Origin of the sequence: Paenibacillus athensensis (genome assembly GCF_004514475.2) — a bacterium.
GTDB lineage: Bacteria > Bacillota > Bacilli > Paenibacillales > NBRC-103111 > Paenibacillus_AL > Paenibacillus_AL athensensis.
Genome location: NZ_MYFO02000025.1, coordinates 1 through 15,516, shown reverse-complemented (window position 1 = coordinate 15,516; position 15,516 = coordinate 1). Strand labels below are relative to the sequence as shown.

Annotated in this window: 14 protein-coding genes and 1 pseudogene; 7 read left to right on the top strand and 8 right to left on the bottom strand. The window is 51.9% G+C overall.

Annotation, left to right across the window (positions count from 1 at the left end; genetic code table 11):
- Positions 1-670: 670 nt before the first annotated feature.
- Together B5M42_RS24905 and B5M42_RS24900 are read left to right on the top strand one after the other, a co-directional pair.
- Positions 671-1,258, top strand: coding sequence for a guanylate kinase (locus B5M42_RS24905; protein ID WP_134757608.1), 588 nt, complete (start codon positions 671-673; stop codon positions 1,256-1,258).
- Between the two features lie 172 nt (positions 1,259-1,430).
- Positions 1,431-2,597 (top strand): virulence factor, encoded by a 1,167-nt coding sequence (locus B5M42_RS24900; RefSeq protein WP_134757606.1) that lies wholly within the window; start codon positions 1,431-1,433, stop codon positions 2,595-2,597.
- Positions 2,598-3,156: 559 nt separating this feature from the next.
- On the opposite strand, the gene B5M42_RS24895 is transcribed toward B5M42_RS24900, so the two are convergent.
- Complete coding sequence (locus B5M42_RS24895; protein ID WP_134757604.1) at positions 3,157-4,434, bottom strand: M48 family metallopeptidase; 1,278 nt, start codon at positions 4,432-4,434, stop codon at positions 3,157-3,159.
- A gap of 289 nt (positions 4,435-4,723) precedes the next feature.
- On the opposite strand from B5M42_RS24895, the gene B5M42_RS24890 reads away from it, so the two are divergent.
- Entirely contained in the window at positions 4,724-7,027 is a 2,304-nt protein-coding gene (locus B5M42_RS24890) for a glycosyl hydrolase family 18 protein (protein ID WP_134757602.1), read from the top strand.
- A gap of 76 nt (positions 7,028-7,103) precedes the next feature.
- On the opposite strand, the gene B5M42_RS24885 is transcribed toward B5M42_RS24890, so the two are convergent.
- Positions 7,104-7,598, bottom strand: a complete 495-nt coding sequence (locus tag B5M42_RS24885; protein ID WP_134757600.1) for a hypothetical protein — start codon at positions 7,596-7,598, stop codon at positions 7,104-7,106.
- A 455-nt stretch (positions 7,599-8,053) separates the two neighbouring features.
- On the opposite strand from B5M42_RS24885, the gene B5M42_RS24880 reads away from it, so the two are divergent.
- A complete protein-coding gene (locus B5M42_RS24880; RefSeq protein WP_230633179.1) occupies positions 8,054-8,491 on the top strand; it encodes a DUF6978 family protein in 438 nt (145 codons plus the stop codon).
- Position 8,492: 1 nt separating this feature from the next.
- Complete coding sequence (locus B5M42_RS24875) at positions 8,493-9,260, top strand: DUF1828 domain-containing protein (protein ID WP_134757596.1); 768 nt, start codon at positions 8,493-8,495, stop codon at positions 9,258-9,260.
- A 544-nt stretch (positions 9,261-9,804) separates the two neighbouring features.
- Here the strand turns inward: B5M42_RS24875 and B5M42_RS24870 are convergent.
- Complete coding sequence (locus tag B5M42_RS24870; RefSeq protein WP_134757594.1) at positions 9,805-10,716, bottom strand: helix-turn-helix transcriptional regulator; 912 nt, start codon at positions 10,714-10,716, stop codon at positions 9,805-9,807.
- Positions 10,717-10,812: 96 nt separating this feature from the next.
- Here B5M42_RS24870 and B5M42_RS24865 point away from each other — a divergent pair, with 96 nt between their 5' ends.
- The gene (locus B5M42_RS24865; RefSeq protein ID WP_134757592.1) at positions 10,813-11,757 is read left to right on the top strand and encodes an alpha/beta fold hydrolase; all 945 of its coding nucleotides are present in this window, start codon (positions 10,813-10,815) and stop codon (positions 11,755-11,757) included.
- Positions 11,758-12,053: 296 nt separating this feature from the next.
- Here B5M42_RS24865 and B5M42_RS24860 read toward each other — a convergent pair whose 3' ends face one another.
- The 5 genes and pseudogenes from B5M42_RS24860 to B5M42_RS24840 form a co-directional block, all read right to left on the bottom strand.
- The gene (locus tag B5M42_RS24860; RefSeq protein WP_134757590.1) at positions 12,054-12,245 is read right to left on the bottom strand and encodes a hypothetical protein; all 192 of its coding nucleotides are present in this window, start codon (positions 12,243-12,245) and stop codon (positions 12,054-12,056) included.
- An 86-nt stretch (positions 12,246-12,331) separates the two neighbouring features.
- Positions 12,332-12,664, bottom strand: coding sequence for a chaperone CsaA (gene csaA, locus B5M42_RS24855; protein ID WP_134757588.1), 333 nt, complete (start codon positions 12,662-12,664; stop codon positions 12,332-12,334).
- Positions 12,665-13,460: 796 nt separating this feature from the next.
- The gene (locus tag B5M42_RS24850; protein ID WP_134757586.1) at positions 13,461-13,700 is read right to left on the bottom strand and encodes a hypothetical protein; all 240 of its coding nucleotides are present in this window, start codon (positions 13,698-13,700) and stop codon (positions 13,461-13,463) included.
- Positions 13,701-14,074: 374 nt separating this feature from the next.
- A pseudogene (locus tag B5M42_RS24845) lies at positions 14,075-14,386 on the bottom strand (transposase); the annotation flags it as partial.
- A gap of 38 nt (positions 14,387-14,424) precedes the next feature.
- Entirely contained in the window at positions 14,425-15,189 is a 765-nt protein-coding gene (locus B5M42_RS24840) for a hypothetical protein (protein ID WP_134757584.1), read from the bottom strand.
- A gap of 157 nt (positions 15,190-15,346) precedes the next feature.
- On the opposite strand from B5M42_RS24840, the gene B5M42_RS25815 reads away from it, so the two are divergent.
- Positions 15,347-15,516 (top strand): transposase (locus tag B5M42_RS25815; RefSeq protein WP_407946119.1); only part of this gene is annotated, 170 nt, incomplete at its 3' end.

Below are 15,516 nucleotides of genomic sequence, written 5' to 3'. Positions count from 1 at the left end.
ATTTTGCCGCGGCGGGACGCGGCGGCGCTGCACCCACGCGCGGGCCGCAGAAGCCGACCCGCGCTAGTCAGGGACGCGGCGACGGCGGGTTCGCTCGCGACGAGCGCGGCGCGGATTTTGCCGCGGCGGGACGCGGCGGCGCTGCACCCACGCGCGGGCCGCAGAAGCCGACCCGCGCTAGTCAGGGACGCGGCGACGGCGGGTTCGCTCGCGACGAGCGCGGCGCGGATTTTGCCGCGGCGGGACGCGGCGGCGCTGCACCCACGCGCGGGCCGCAGAAGCCGACTCGCTCCAACCCGGCGCGCGGCGGCGGAAACGCTCGCAACGAGCGCGGCAGCGATACATGGAGCAACCAGGCCCCACGCGACGGCGGACGAAAGCCGCGGACAGCGGATGCCGGCCAAGCGCGCGGCGGACGCGGAGCCGGCAGCGGTCCTGCCCCACGCGGCGCGCAGGGCGGCAAACCTCGCAGCGGCGGGCGCGGCAAGCGTTCTTTTTAACGCAAGCTTTACCGTCCTTGTTGAAAGTTGTAAAATGGGAACATGGTCATATACTGTGGTAAGACGCCTTATGCCCTGCCCACGGCAGCCGACTCAGACAAAAATCGTTCCATACTTGCACGGCACTTAGGATTTACCCCCATTTCTGCTTAACAAAGGAGGTATGTTCCATGTACGAATTAAAGGACAAGGAAATGGTTTTTGTGTTCACCGGACCGCACGGAGCCGGCCGCAAGACGGTCGCGGAAATGTCCGGGGACACGCTCGGCGTGAAGCAAGTGCTTTCCTCGACGACACGGCCCCAAAAGCCGACCGAGGTCGACGGCCAGGATTATCACTTCATTACTCCGGAGCAGTTTGCCCAAGCCGAAGCCAACAACGAATTTATCGAAGTGGTTGACGTCAACGGCTACCGCTACGGCATCCGCAACGCCGATTTTGAGCGTATGTTCGAATCCGCGGGCAGCATTTACCTGATCGTAAACCGCTATGGCGCGGAAACGCTCAAGAAGCTTTACGGCGATCATGTCGTGCGCATCTTCATCTATGCCGATCGGGCTACGCTGGAGAAACGGATGCGTGAAGGCGGCGATTCCGAGGAAGTCGTGGCGCGCTATTTGTCACATTATGAAGATGAGATGGCGTATCGCGATCAATGCGAGCATGTCTTTGAAAATGTCGACTTGGCGCATACCGTATTCGATTTGACGAAAACGCTGGATCATTATCTCAACCGCAACCTGCTGGAACTCGATTAAGGCTCATACAGCCGTCATATTGCTTATTCAACAGGCTTGGGCGCTGCGTGCGGCGTCCGGGCCTTTTTCACGTAGGCATTTCGCAGGGCCGGTGAAATTCCGGTGACACGGCCAAGCCGCCCCGTTGCGGCAAATCTTTCCTATCCAATATCAAAAGGAGTGTTCCGACGCCATGCACATGTTGTCGATTGAACCGACCCCGAGCCCCAATTCCATGAAGCTCAATGTGGACGAAATTTTGCCGCGCGGGCAGCGGCAGACCTGGAAACCCGGCGATCCGGCGCCCGAGCCGCTGCGCAGCCTGCTGGCGATTGAAGGCGTCCGCAGCCTGTTCCGCACCGCCGATTTCATCGCGCTTGACCGGATGCCGGGCGCCGATTGGGCGCGCATTCTGGGCGAAGCCCGCCTGCTGCTCGGCAGCGGTGAGCCGGGCAGCGCGGCGAATGGCTCCGGGGCCGCCGTCTCTGCCGATACCGCGTACGGCGAAGCGCACGTTCTCGTGCAAATGTTCCGCGGCATCCCGATTCAGGTCCGCGTGCGGATGGGCGACAGCGAGGTGCGGGCCGCGCTGCCGCCAGCTTTTGCCGAGGCCGTACAAGCCGCTGCCGGCTCGACGATGATCCGCGAGCGCAAGCTGGAGGAGTTCGGCGTTCGCTATGGCGAACCCGAAGAAATTGCCGCGGATATCGTCAAAGAGCTCGAAGCCGCTTATCCGGCCGAGCGGCTGACCGCTTTGGCCGACGCGGCCAAAGCGCAGGGGCAAGGGCAAGACGCCGCCGACCAGCCAGCGGCGTCCTATGTGCGTCCCGCGCCGCTGACCGCGGACGAAGTGCTCGCCCGCTTCCAGACCGCAGCGGGCGACTGGCAGGCGCGCTACGCCGCGCTGGAGCGCTTCGCGCCAACTGTGGAGGCGCTGCCCCTGCTCGCCAAGGCGCTGCAGGACGAACACGCCTCCATCCGCAGGCTCGCCGTTGTCTATCTCGGCGACCTGCGCGACCCGCTGGCGCTGCCGCTGCTGTTTGCCGCGCTGCGCGACCACACGGCCGCTGTGCGGCGGACAGCAGGCGATACGCTGTCCGACTGGGGCGACCCTGCAGCCATCGGCCCGATGATCGAAGCGCTGCGCGACAAAAACAAGCTCGTCCGCTGGCGCGCCGCCCGTTATTTGTTCGAGGTCGGCGATGACACCGCCGTCGAAGCCTTGCGCGCGGCGACGGCGGACCCCGAGTTCGAGGTCCGCTTGCAGGCCGAGATCGCTTTGGCCCGTATTGAGCGCGGCGAGGAAGCGGCCGGCTCCGTTTGGCAGCAGATGACGGAAAGCCGCCAAACCGGCAAATAACGCCGCAAGCCGGCGATTTCCGCAGCTTCAGGCGACTTCCGGAGCGTACGCACCGGCCTTCCAGCCGCCGCATGACCGGCATTCCAGGAGCCGCACGCAGTGCGCAGCAAGAGCCCGGCAACGGGCCCAGCCTGTAAGTGGCCGCAAAGCCCAAGCGCCGCGCCCGCCCTCTTTTGACACACCGCAACACCCACCATCTGCACATCAACCTACTTGCCTTGCGCATCTGTACGCCCGTACTCCGCGCACATGCGCACCTGCAAGCGCCAAAAAGGACGGCCCGCCGAGCCAATGCCCGGTAGCCGTCCCTTTTAGTTGTCCCCGGCACTCCCACCCAGCAAACTCCCGGCAGGCCTTCCCTTTATTTGGCCCCGACGCTCCCACCCAGCCAACGCTCGGCAGGCGTCCCTTTATTTGGCCCCGGCACTCCCGCCCAGCCAACGCTCGGCAGGCGTCCCTTTATTTGGCCCCGGCACTCCCGCCCAGCAAACTCCCGGCAGGCCGTCCCTTTATTTGTCCCCGGCACTCCCACCCAGCCAACGCCCGGCAGGCCGTCCCTTTATTTGGCCCCGTTACTCCCCGCCGCCGGCCTCCGCTGAAACTGCTCGAAATAATGAATCCGTTCGAGAATCGTCGGATGCGAGCCGCGGAACCATTGCACCAGCTTGGGCTGCGTGACCGGGCTGAGGTTTTCGGCGGCGATTTTTTGGAACGCGCGGATGGCGGCGTCTCCGTCGCCTGTCATTTTCATCGCATACATGTCGGCACGGTGCTCGATCACGCGCGAAAAGGCGTTTTGCGCCGGAGCGGAGACGAAGTTCATCAGCGTCACGAGCAGCAGCAGCACCGGCAACGCCGCCAGATCGCGCTCGCCGCGCAGCCCCCACGCCGGCCCAAAGCGGCGGACAAAACCGCCGAACGCATGAAAGGCCAGCCAGAAGCCCAGCAGGCTGAGCGCAATGCCGTAAAGCAGCCCCCAGTAGATGTGCTTTTCCACATAATGCCCCATTTCATGCGCCATCACCGTAAGAATTTCGTCTGTATTCAGCTTCTTGAGCGTCGTATCCCACAGCACGATCCGGGCGTTGCCGCCAATGCCGTTGACGTAAGCGTTCACGCCGTTCGTCCGCTCCGACATATTCACCTCGTACACCTGATGCGCCGGAATGTGCGCCTTGTCGGCGAGCGCGAGAATGTCGCGCTTCAGCTCCTGATTTTGCAACGGCTGAAAATCATTGTACAGCGGATCGAGCACGACCGGCTGCAGGAACGTCACAAACACGATAAACGGAACCGATATCAGCCACAACCACAGCCACCAGCGCCGCGGGCTGCGCCGGCTGATCCAGCGGAATCCCCCGACCATCGCCCACGTCGCCAGCAGGTTGACCGCAAAATCCTTCGCATGATCGCTCCAGAACATCGCCATCGTTTCATTCGACAGCCCGTAGGAGCGATCGACGCGCAGCAGCCAGTAATCCACCGGCAGGAAGATCACATCGGTTAGCAGCAAAAACAGCAGGACAAACACAGCCGCCTGCCAGAAGGAATGGCGAAACCAGCGCTCCACCAGCTTGCGAAAGCGAACCGAAACGCCCAGCAGCGCCAGAATCAACCCTGCCTGTAGTGGCGACAGCAGAAAATACGTCAACGAACGCAAGCGCGACAGCGACTCGGCATCGGTAATTTGCTGCGCCGTCATAAAGGTGTGCGGATCGGCCACCGTCCCCCGATCATGCACCGGAATGGCAAAGGCATCGCCCTGCAGCACATAACGGCCGATAAGCGCCGCGTACAGCGCGAACAGCACAAACAGCACGACATAAAAACGTTTCAACGCATTCTCCCTCCCCGGATGTCCGAAAGCCCAAGCCCGGCCCCATGCGCGCAGGCATCAGGCAGAGCCCGTCCTTTGGCTATGTATATGAGCTTGCTCTTTTATTTTATACAATAATTGAAAATTATCCCTAAGGTAAAGAAACTTATCCGTTCAAAAATCGCCGCTTCCGTTCAATAATGAAAGAGTAAGCCATTACCTTTTCAGGAAAGGAGAGCTTGGTTCGACCTGCTTCACGAATCTACTTAGGAAAGCGTTTACAATCTAAAAAAGGAAAGAGGAATGTTTAATGAAGCTTCACCGCAAACGCACAATGGCGATTCTGCTTGCCTTCGTCCTCATCTTTACGCTTATTCCGGTTACGGCGCTGGGCGCAAGCCCTTGGGCTCCAAACACCAGCTACCACGTCGGCGATCTCGTCACCTACGGCGGCTCCACCTACAAATGTATTCAAGCGCACACCTCGCTGACAGGCTGGGAACCGCCGGTCGTACCTGCGCTGTGGGGACTGCAGACCGGGTCCGGCGATACGCAAGCGCCTTCCGTTCCCGGCAATTTACACGTAACGTCAACGACGACCACCTCGATTGCACTCGCCTGGAACGCTTCGACCGATAACGTCGGCGTCACCGGCTACGATGTATATCGCGGCACAACGCTGGCCGGCACTGCTACCGGCACCAGCTTTACCGTAAGCGGACTGTCCGCCAATACGACGTATTCCTTCACCGTCAAAGCGAAGGACGCTGCAGGCAACGTTTCCGCTGCCAGCTCCTCCGTCAACGGCACAACGCAATCGGGCAGCGATACGCAAGCGCCTAGCGTGCCGGGCAACCTGCAGGTCACTGGCACAACAAGCAGCTCGATCACGCTCGCTTGGAACGCTTCGACCGATAACGTCGGCGTCACCGGCTATGACGTATACCGCGGTACAACGCTGGCTGGCACAGCTACCGGCACCAGCTTTACCGTAAGCGGACTGTCCGCCAATACGACGTATTCCTTCACCGTCAAAGCGAAGGATGCTGCAGGCAACGTTTCCGCCGCCAGCTCCTCTGTCAGCGGCACGACGCAAACCGTCACCACCGATACGCAAGCGCCAACTGCGCCGGGCAACCTGCATTCCAACGGCACGGGCAGCACCTCGGTCATTCTGGCCTGGAACGCTTCCACCGACAACGTCGGCGTCACCGGCTACAATGTGTACCGCGGTACGACGCTGGCCGGCACGGCCACATCGACAACGTTCACCGTCTCCGGCCTGACGGCCAACACGACGTATTCCTTTACGGTTAAAGCAAAGGATGCCGCAGGCAACCTTTCCGCAGCGAGCAACACGCTGACTGTAACCACGACTTCGACCAACAATAGCATGAAAATCGTCACGTACTTCCCTGAGTGGGCCGTCTATGGCCGCAACTTCAAAGTACCGGATATCGATGCGAGCAAAATCACCTTCATCAACTACGCCTTCGCGGACATTTGCTGGAACGGCATTCACGGCAACTCCGATCCGACCAGCCCGAATCCGCAAACATGGGCTTGCGCCGACGAAACCGGCAACATCAGCGTGCCGAACGGCACAATCGTTCAAGGCGACCCTTGGGCCGCTACTGGCATGTCGTATCCTGGCGATACGTGGGATATGCCGATCAAAGGCAGCTACAATCAGCTCGTCAAATTGAAACAAGCCAACCCGAACGTGAAAACGATCATTTCCGTCGGCGGCTGGAGCTGGTCGAACCGCTTCTCCGATGTGGCCAATGACGCCACAGCCCGCACGACATTTGCTAATTCGGCAGTCAACTTCCTGCGCAAATATCAATTCGACGGCGTCGACCTCGACTGGGAATATCCGGTTAGCGGCGGCTTGGCCGGCAACAGCTACCGCGCTGCCGACAAAGCCAACTATGTACTGCTTCTGCAAGCGATCCGTTCCGCGCTGAACACAGCCGGTTCCCAAGACGGCAAATATTACTATCTGACGATTGCAGCTGGCGCAGGTCCTACGTATGTGGCCAACAACCAGCTGTCGCAAATTGCATCGACCGTTGACTGGATCAACATCATGACGTACGATTTCCACGGCAGCTGGGATCCCAAATCCGGCCAAAACGCACCGCTCTACTACGATCCGGCTGATCCGAATCCGGACCCGACGAACTTCAACGTCGACCATGCCGTAACCAACATGCTGAACGCCGGCGTTCCGGCCAGCAAGCTCGTACTGGGCTTGGGCTACTACGGACGCGGCTGGGGCGGCTGTGCCAACAGCAACGGCGGCCAATATCAAACGTGCAGCGGCGTGTCGCAAACCGGCACCTGGGAGCATGGCGTGTACGACTTTAGCGACCTGCAAGCCAACTACATCAACAAAAACGGCTACACCCGCTACTACAACAACGTAACCAAAACGCCTTACCTGTACAACGCCAGCAACGGCACGTACATCTCGTATGACGACGAGCAATCGATTCTCGAAAAAATCAATTACCTCAAAGCCAAAGGCCTCGGCGGCGCCATGTCGTGGGAAGTCAGCGGCGATCGCAACAAAACGCTGCAAACCGTAGTCAAACAAAACCTGATCCCGTAAGTTTTCAAAAAAAGAAGCGGCCCTGGCGCAGATCCTTCTGCGGCGGGGCCGTTTTGTTGCCGAGGCTCTCCCTAAGCTACGGGCCGACCTCGTATAAATTTTTCAGCAGCCAATCCGGGGTAAAATCGCGCGACAGCAGCCACACATGCGTGAAATGGCCGCCGGGCTTGTGCAGCAGCTGCTTTTTCCGCAGCACGTCCGACATGCCGTACATCGTCGAAACATTGCGAATCAGCAGCGCGCACGGATAGTCGTGCGAGTAATCGCGCAGCTTTTCCTCTTTGATGCGAATGCGCCTGTTGATCTCCTGCACAAAATGCTCCAGCTGCTCGCTGCCCGGCAGCACCTGTCGAGAATTGCCCATCAGCTGACGCGCTTCTTCGTTATCGTAGAACAGATGCGTCACTTCCATCCCCAGCAGCCCGCCGCTGGTATCGCGCAGCACGGCGTCCGGCCGCTCCTGCATATGCAGCAGCTCCATCTGCCGCTTGTAGTTCAAATTGTGAAGCTCCAGGAAGATGTCGACAGCAGCCAGCTCCATCGCTTTCTTCTCTTCGTCATGTCGGTTCATACGCGCCCTCCCCTTCGGCTCCACGCTGGCACGACCGGCTCGTCGCGAAAATGATGACTGTAAGCTTATTGTACGCCTCTGACCGCCGTTGTCAATTTGCCATTCGCCCGGAATGCCGTTGGGCCATGCAGGCAAACCGCCTTCAGCATCCAGCTTGCCGCTGCCGGCTTACCCGCCTTGCAAAAAAGGGGCCAGATTCACACCGACAGCCTCCCTGATTTGTTCGACCATCAATGCCGCAGAGCGGTTCCGGGGCTCCCGGCTCCACTGCTTTTTTCAAGTAAAACAGCTCTGAATAAAAAAGGATGGAGCAGCCAACAAGGCAGTTCTCCATCCTTTGATTTTTATGAAGATGCTCAATTAGAACCAGTAGATAAGCAAAAAATATATTCTCAAAGACCTCTGGAAACTGTAATATTATAGTATAATTTGGGTAAAGCGAGGGATAAGATTTGTTGACCGATCTCGAAGCACGTAGATTATTAGACGCAGTCAAAACACTAATTAGCACAAAACCAATTGTCTTTCCCTCACTGCAATCCTATGTAACTTTAGAAGCTACATCCTCACAGACGAATGATAAATTTCAAATTGATATCCATCGTAAAACTTTAAACGTGAAAAAGTGTACCTATCAAACTCGTTATAAAAAATCGATTAATCTATTACGCATAGATATAGATGGGCCGCCTCACCCAAATCCTGATGGTACGGAAATTCCGTGCCCACATATCCATATCTATAGGGAAGGATATGATGATAAATGGGCATATCCTTTATCGAGTGAAATAAATACAAATCCCCATGATCTCATTCAAGTATTAATTGACTTCCTTGAGTATAATAATATTCATAACGCGCCAAATGTTATTAGCCAGATCGAGGTGAATTAAGTTGAATTTAGTTGAGCAATTATCCGATTCGTATGTCAATTGGCTTAAACAGAAAATCACTTTTAAGGAATTGGAGAATGCAGTTGAAATAACTACTCCTTTTATGGACAGGCACAACGATTATCTTCAAATATATGTCCAACAAAAGGGTACTAAACTAACACTAAGTGATGCAGGCTACATTCTGACCGATCTTAAACTTTCTGGTTGTGATGTATTCTCTTCACCGAAACGCAAGAAAATTTTGCAAACGATATTAAATGGTTATGGCGTCAAAGTATCTTCAAAGGAAGAACTTTTTGTAGAAACGACTTTAGAGGCTTTTCCACAAAAAAAGCATATGCTGGTCCAAGCAATGATGACCGTCAACGATATGTTCATGACATCCAGAGAGAATGTTCAAAGTATCTTCCTCGAAGAAGTCGATCAGTATCTATTCGATAACGATGTACGCTTTGTGGAGAACATTAGCTTTACAGGTAAAAGCGGATTTCCCCAAACGTTCCATTTTGCTATTCCTAGATCGCGACAATTTCCCGAAAGAATCCTACATGCACTCAATAACCCAACAAAACAAAATTCAGAAAATCTTCTGTTCGCCTGGACCGAAACCAAACAGAATCGAAGACCTAACTCCATTCTTTTCGCTGTCCTCAATGATTCGGAAAAATCGATACGCCCCAGTATCATTAACGCCTTTCATGAATACGAAATTCAAACGATTTTATGGTCGAAAAGAAACGAACACACAGCTGAACTAACAGGGTGAAGCCACTCCGGCATTGATTGTCGGGGTGGTTTTGCGCATGAACGGCTCGCCCCTCCCCGCCATGCTACGTTTCTGCGTATCGCTTTACTTAACGGGTAACCGGCTTCCCCAAACGGTAAGCGATTGGATTACATCATGCAGCGCTTTCCCCTTCTCCGTCGGCCCCCCTTCGTATTCGAATGAATGCCAAAGGGTGTTTTAAGTTTGAAAAGTGACAGGAGCGCGGCCTAGACGGACGCAGGGACTACATTGCAATGCCCGGAAACAACCTTCAGCTCGTAGCCGTACTGTTTCCAAACGCGGGTGTAAACCACCTCATATTCGATAACGTCCTGTCCATACATGGCTTGTAATTGGATGCGGGTCACCGTAACCGCAGCATCTTCCAATAATTGAATCCGCTATTCCACAAAAGTAATCTGGCTGATCCGAAGCACCTTAATACCCTCTGAGGCTTGGAAAGTGCCTAACGAGGTTTTTGTAGATCGAGACTATGACAAGCCCGGACAAAAAAGCAAGCCCGAATACGGTATTCATATACCTATCAGGAATAATTCTCTATCATTTGACATAAATAATTTCGAAAGTCTTCAACATAGGACTTGGGCTCTACAACTTTTAGATGAGTGCCGAAACTTGCTAAAAATTGGAAGCCTCCACGAGTTTGAGGGACATACATGGTTGCTAATAAAAATCCAGAACTGTGGTCTTCAATACTTCTTCGACCATATCTTTCGATGATTTGATCTTTGATGCTAGGCGATATCCGTGCCTTAATCGTGACGAATTGCGGCAGATAACTTGCAACGCGACCTTGCTCTGACCAATCGTCTCTAGGATGAAACGCGTGTTCATCCATCTTAATATGATCGGTCCGGGATAACTTGAATGTTCGATATCCCTGTCGATGTAAACAGAATCCTTTCAAGTACCAACTCGATTCGCTAAAATGCAGCTCATAGGGCTCGACCCTTCTATTCGTTACAACCCCGTCTTTATCTGTATAATCAAACGAAACCAGCCTTTTCTTTAAAATGGATGCTTGACAAGTCTTTAAGGTTTCAAGAATCTCGGACCGACCTTCCCAATTATAAAACGACAGTTGAATGGAACGATTCAGAGACAATGGACTCACCATTGCCTCTATTTTTTTTATCGTTCTTTCAACTTCTTCCGTCAGGAGGATTTGTTCCAATCCGCCGAGCGCAGTTAATATATGCTGTAAATCGGAGCTGCTTAAAAGGCGCTTATCAACCTTGTATTCATCCATGATGCCGTAGCCGCCCTTGACCCCATTGACCGAGTAGATCGGGATATTCGATAAGCTCAATGTTTCCATATCGCGAAGGATCGTTCTTTTGGAAACATGGAATAGTTGGGAGAATTCCTTTGTAGAAACAATCTCTTTTTTCAGCAATATCATGATAATCGATATGAGTCTTTCTACTTTGTCCATAATTGCCCTCTTTTTTCTACATGATTTCGGAACGGTGCCACTATGATGTCACCATTTGTCCATTATACTACATGTATCACAAGAAGGAGGTTTTGAATGTTTAATCCAACCGATTTTCCCAAGCCCACCCTTATTTCAGTCAACGGTGTGGAACTCGAAGTTTTTGAAGCAGGCCGAGAGCATGCAGGAAACCCCATTGTGCTTTGCCACGGCTGGCCGGAGCATGCCTTCTCTTGGCGCCATCAGGTGCCAGCCCTTGCCGCAGCGGGCTACCACGTCATCGTCCCCAACCAGCGGGGTTACGGCAACTCATCCCGACCGACCGAAGTAACAGACTATGACATTGAACACTTGTCGGGTGATCTCGTCGCACTTCTCGATCACTACGGATACGAAGACGCCACCTTTGTCGGTCATGACTGGGGTGCAATGGTCGTTTGGGGACTGACCTTATTGCATCCAAACCGCGTCAATAAAGTGATCAACCTGAGCTTGCCCTATCAAGAGCGCGGGGAAATACCCTGGATCGAGTTCTTGGAACAAGTGCTGGGCGGCGACTACTATTTTGTCCATTTCAATCGACAGCCAGGTGTCGCAGACGCTGTATTGGAAGAGAATACGTTCCGGTTCCTTCGCAACCTGTACCGGAAAAACGCGCCTCTCAAAGAGCCCGAGCCGGGCATGGCAATGATCAATCTCGCCAGAGCAGAAACACCGCTCGGGGAGCCCTTGATGAGCGACAGCGAGTTGGCCGTTTTCGTCTCTGCCTTCGAAAAAGCGGGGTTCACGGGCAGCATTAATTGGTACAGGAACCTTGACCGCAACTGGCGCTTATTGGCGGACGTGGACCCTATCATCCAACAACCGACACTCATGATCTATGGTGAGCGTGATTTGATTCCGAAGTTCGACAAACTGGCCGCGTTCGTTCCTAATGTGGAAGTGGTCGATCTGGATTGCGGTCATTGGATCCAGCAAGAAAAACCGGAAGAAACAAACCAAGCGATTTTGAGATGGCTGGAACAGCAGGATGTCATCTAGTCCCAAGAACGTTTCAAGGATGAGCCCGCCTTCCGGCTTGACCGGGGAGGGGGGAATGAGACTCGTTCACCGTCTTCGAGGTGACTGATTACGCACCGCCACCCGGTAGGGCCAGGACGTGTGCCAAAACGCAGATATCGACGCATGGCGTAATTTTCTCGATTCATTCACTTGCGATCGTCGTCAAATTACGCAAAAAAATCGCCCTTTCTTGTATTGGTGGTATGGTCCCCCCACTCTACAAAAATTGGCGATTTTTGTGTTTATTTTTTACATTCCATAAAGACAGGGGGTTCTCAGTAGAATACCGGGCTGACCAAAGCATCCTTAGCTGCAAGCAGCTTTTGTGTATCCGCCACTTTTTCTATGGTGATGTGCCATTCTTTGCCTAATGCGCCGGCAGGAATGATGATTTTGACATCATCGCCCAGACTAACCTCGCCGGATTTACCGATGGAAAACGTGAGCTTGCCGTCTGTAGAAAGCACTGTATTGTTGGAGGACTTTGACGATGGAGAGCGTTCTCCATCACCTGTCGTGCATTGCTGCCTTGCCTTTTAGGTAAGCCTTATTTTTACGCAATAGGAGTACCGTTGGGTATTTCAGTATCCGGCTTTAATAGAATAACATCTCCTTTTTCCGGGACTCCTCCCAAAACGAGTACTTCCGATTTGAATCCCGCAATCCGTCGAGGAGGGAAATTGACGATTCCTATAATTTGCTTTCCTACAATTTCATCAACCTGGTAACGCTTAGTTATTTGGGCACTTGAGGATTTCATCCCGATCTCCGGTCCAAAATCAATCTTGAGCTTGATCGCAGGGATCTTGGCTTCTTCAAAAAACTCCGCTTCCTTAATCGTTCCGACACGAATATCCAGTGCTGCAAAATCATCGATTGTCGCCAACGTTTTGCCTCCTCCATTAAAGTCTTTAAACCGCTCAGTGTTGCCATTTACTGTGCTGGACGGAATGGTTGCAGGAGCCGAATCCCTTCATCATTCCCCTTATTGCCCCGTTAACAACCTATCCGACAGTGCTGACGCTGATAAAAAATCATATTACCGCCGCTTTGGTTCGTCAAGACTGGCCGCGAATCACCGCCCGCATAGGAGAACGGCTTTTTCCATGATCGACAAAGAGGCGACCAGCGAAAGCCAGCGAAAATGGTACTTCAAGTTGTTCGAGAGCTTCGTCTTCTGGCGAATCGTTTGCTTTCCACAAGCAAATGTCCTCTCTCTGTGGCCCCGAAAAGCTCACAAAAGCTCATTTGCGTCGACTCCGTCGCCGTTCCAAATCTGCTGAGGGATTCTCCGAAAAACTTGCCGTTACTTGTGGTAGGTTCAGCATATCATCGTTAATACGAAAAAGAGCCTGCAGATAAATACAGACTCTCACTTATATAAACTCTTTTGGCGTGGGTGACGAACCAAAACTATTTCATACTGACGATTTGAAATGCGATAGAAAACCTTGTAAGGGTCTGATTTTCCTATCGCAATTAAGACCATCCTTACATCCACAGGAAGCTTTTTAATAAGGACCTGACGGCCAGGGACATAAATCGATAAATTCTGATCAGAAAAATACTACTCTATGGTCCTTTTTAGATGAGCAGCAATAGGCTGCAATTCTACGGCTAGTCTCCAACGGTCCAGCTCAAGAAGAGATTCGATTGCTGACTTTCTCCATTGAACTTTCACGCTATTGCCCTATCATCCTGTTGATGTCCTCTTCAGACAATAACGGGTTATTCTCATTTAATGCGCGTAGAAGCTGATCTTCCTCGTCCGGGTCAGTTACTTCGTAAACATCTGTTTCAAATGGTTTACAGGCATTATCCCTTTTCATCTTCAAATATCCAATGAAATTGGCCACTTCGTTTAATTCGTTATCCGGCATACTTTCAATTAAATGATGGATCGTTTCTTTGGATATACGCATTTCTGACACCTCTCGTCAATAAGGTATTACCTTTATTATAACACATTTCGTAATCAGGGTTTATTAAAGGAAATACCTCAAAGCATGTAACAGCATTCTGCTTAGGCACAGTTTCATTTAGGGTATGGTTCAGCGTAACGATGCTATCGGCGAAATATCCGCCTAAGTGTGCAAGTGGTGCGTACTAGCCAATCTTTCAAGAGGCAAAGTCAAACCTATGTAGTAAGCACGGAAGGCCACCGATGTGATCGGAGGCCTGAACGAACTTGATTCAACCATCGTTTCCCGTTAGCGTAACGAATCTTTTCGAGGGTCTGTCAAGAACTTGGTGTAAACTCCATTGAAGCGATCCCCCGAGGGGGATTTCGTGCGATTTATTGCAGGTGTTGGCCGATGCGGTCAGGGAAGAAAACCGAGAGCTGGAGCAGCATCCGGCCCCAATTCTGCACACGGCCTGTCCATTTGCGAATGACGTCCATTGTCGCCAAATAGAGCATTTTCAGGAGCGCTTCATCCGTCGGGAAAATACTTTTGCCCTTCGTTACCTTCCGCAGCTACCGGTGGTAGCTCTCGATCATGTTGGTGGTGTAGATCAGCTTGCAGATTTCCGGTGGATACTTGAAAAACGTAGCCAGCTCCGCCCAGTTATTCCGCCAGGATCGCACAATGAGCGGGTATTTGCCGCCCTAGTTGACAACTCCAGACCTTTATTAGCTTAATGGAACTACAGCATACTTCGTACTAACAACTCATTAACTACTTCAATAATTTTATCCCCTTCCAAAACCTCGCTCTCAATTTTGGTAAGTGATACATTCAACTTATTTACCAAATCTTCCAGTCCATTGAAGTCAACAGCAAAGGGCTCAACAATTCGTTCGTTAGCTTGATAGAACGCCCCCACTCGATTTTTTAATATATACCATTTTCCATATAAATTATCCTCTTGCTCAACAAGAAGCAAATTAAACCCGATACTATCAAGAATTTCAATGAATCCCCAGGCAATAATTAATTGATTATTTATTTTAGGTCTTATCACTTGTTTCCTCTTTGTTTCAAAAAACCTATCCTCTACGATTCTTTCAAAATCTTTGTCATAAAGCGGTCTAATTCTAATATCCATATTTTTACTGTTGGGCAGACTAATTTTGATGTTAATTTGCTTCTCGGTCAGATTTTCAAAAGAATCAATTCTGAATTTGTTTCCAGTATGCTTATTATTAAATTCATCAATAATTACTTTAATTGGATCATATACGTCTGTTTTAAACTGATAGTTTATTTTCTTTAAAAATGATAAGTGTTCATTTTTTTCTTTTTCCTGATTTAGTTTCAATTCTCGAAGCTTATCGTCGCTTACGATTTGCAAATTAAGTAAATTATCAACGATGGGAGATACACCACTCACTGGCTGATCATTTATCAGAATATCATTTTTAATTTGATCCCAATTCTTATATCTGCTATTAATATTTTTTTCCAACATTTTATTGATTATTTGTGTCAGAGTATGGCTTAGTCCACTATTCACCGTATTAGGGGAAGAAGGGTTTTGAAAGATATGTGGAGTGATACGATAAAAATGCAGTCGAAAAATACCCTCGTATGAAATAAAATGAAAGTTGACGAGGGGACGGGAGACAATGAATCGATACGACAAAGCATTCAAAGAAGAAGCCGTAAGATTGAGCGATGAGATGGGACCCAAGAAAGCTGCCGAGCAGCTAGGCGTATCCTACTATACGTTGCAAGAGTGGAGAAAGCGAAGAACCCTGCACGGAGACGGAGCGCATATCGGGAGCGGACGCGCTTA

What these genes read in the sequence shown, in the direction of transcription:
- B5M42_RS24905 (WP_134757608.1), top strand. Translation starts at nt 671, where the DNA reads ATGTACGAATTAAAGGACAAGGAAATGGTTTTTGTGTTCACCGGACCG.
- B5M42_RS24900 (WP_134757606.1), top strand. Translation starts at nt 1,431, where the DNA reads ATGCACATGTTGTCGATTGAACCGACCCCGAGCCCCAATTCCATGAAG.
- B5M42_RS24890 (WP_134757602.1), top strand. Translation starts at nt 4,724, where the DNA reads ATGAAGCTTCACCGCAAACGCACAATGGCGATTCTGCTTGCCTTCGTC.
- B5M42_RS24885 (WP_134757600.1), bottom strand. Translation starts at nt 7,598, where the DNA reads ATGAACCGACATGACGAAGAGAAGAAAGCGATGGAGCTGGCTGCTGTC.
- B5M42_RS24870 (WP_134757594.1), bottom strand. Translation starts at nt 10,716, where the DNA reads ATGGACAAAGTAGAAAGACTCATATCGATTATCATGATATTGCTGAAA.
- B5M42_RS24865 (WP_134757592.1), top strand. Translation starts at nt 10,813, where the DNA reads ATGTTTAATCCAACCGATTTTCCCAAGCCCACCCTTATTTCAGTCAAC.
- B5M42_RS24850 (WP_134757586.1), bottom strand. Translation starts at nt 13,700, where the DNA reads ATGCGTATATCCAAAGAAACGATCCATCATTTAATTGAAAGTATGCCG.
- B5M42_RS24840 (WP_134757584.1), bottom strand. Translation starts at nt 15,189, where the DNA reads ATGTTGGAAAAAAATATTAATAGCAGATATAAGAATTGGGATCAAATT.